This is a genomic window from Bradyrhizobium sp. 35 (assembly GCF_023073215.1).
In the GTDB taxonomy this organism is placed as follows: domain Bacteria; phylum Pseudomonadota; class Alphaproteobacteria; order Rhizobiales; family Xanthobacteraceae; genus Bradyrhizobium; species Bradyrhizobium canariense_D.
Genome location: NZ_JADPJC010000111.1, coordinates 1 through 1,333 on the forward strand (window position 1 = coordinate 1; position 1,333 = coordinate 1,333).

2 protein-coding genes are annotated in these 1,333 nt (G+C 55.4%); one reads left to right on the plus strand and one right to left on the minus strand.

Annotated features, from left to right (window positions below):
* Nucleotides 1-844 (plus strand): ATP-binding protein (locus IVB36_RS23045; protein ID WP_247393090.1); only part of this gene is annotated, 844 nt, incomplete at its 5' end.
* A gap of 36 nt (nucleotides 845-880) precedes the next feature.
* Here the strand turns inward: IVB36_RS23045 and IVB36_RS23050 are convergent.
* The coding region (locus IVB36_RS23050) for a hypothetical protein (RefSeq protein ID WP_247393091.1) at nucleotides 881-1,333 on the minus strand (453 nt) is incomplete at its 5' end.

A 1,333-nucleotide genomic window follows, 5' to 3' on the forward strand; every position in this document is an offset into this window, starting at 1 on the left:
GATCGAGATAGTTGGCAATGCCGGTTTGTGGAGCGCCTTTGCTGACGCATCGGAACTAGAACATGGCATCCTCAATCTGGCGGTTAACGCGCGGGATGCGATGCCCGGCGGCGGACGACTTACAATCGAGACCGGTAACACCTGGCTGGATGATGAGTATGTTGCCGCACTGCCAGAACCCGTGCCTCCGGGCCAATACGTTTTGGTGGCTGTCACCGACACCGGGACCGGAATGGACAAGGCAACCGTGGATCGCGTGTTCGAGCCGTTTTTCACGACTAAGGAGGTCGGCAAAGGAACTGGCTTGGGGCTAAGTCAAGTTTACGGGTTCGTGCGGCAGACGGGTGGCCACATCAGGATTTATAGCGAACCGGGGCATGGCACGACGGTCAAACTCTATCTTCCTCGGTCCAAGACTGAACCCGACAAGGAGGAAAATCGCAGTATTCCGACAGCAACAATGTTGCGGGGTAATGAGGCCATCCTCGTTGTGGAAGATCATGACGATTTGCGCGCGTATTCATCCGGTGTGCTCCGCGATCTCGGATATCAAGTTTTCGAAGCAGCCGATGCGGCGTCAGCCATTGCTTTCCTTGAGTCATCTCGGACGATCGATCTTCTTTTCACCGACGTTGTGCTCCCGGATGGCCTTCACGGACGCAACATCGCAGATCGGGCTAGAAGGTTGCATCCAATAATCAAGGTGCTGTTCACGACGGGCTACACACGGAATGCGATAGTCCACAACGGTCGACTTGATGCGGGGGTCAACTTGTTGAGTAAGCCATTTACCTTTCGCGGTCTGGCCGAGAAAGTACGAAGAATTCTTGACGAACAAACATAACTGAAATCGGATCGAGGCTATTCATTGCGCCCGCCTTCACGCGCCGTCCTTCTCCCTAAGTTGGTCGTTTTCAGATGCCGGGATGCTCAAAGGAGTCGCGAGACGTAAATGGTCGCCATCTCGGGTCCAATAGTTCGGAGCTTGCATGCGCAATGACTTACGCGAGCGCATCTGTTTGAAGCCAAGGCCAGTTGATGCAATTCCGAGCATGGGATTGTCATTGCCCGTGACATCGCGCAGCTGCGGCGTGGCCTCGCGGTCATCGTAGGAAACATCAATGACGGCCTCAGTGAGATGCTCCAAGCGCTCATGAGGGAACTGCAAGAGGAGTTGTCCGAGCTTGATACCCGCATTGCAGCCTATGACCGGCGGATAAGGGAAATCTTCCGGACGAGTGAGCAGTGCCAGCGGCTCGGCAAAATCGAAGGCGTCGGACCTGTGACAGCAACAGCCTTGGTCGCCGCCGTGGGCGATAGAAGCTGTTTCAAG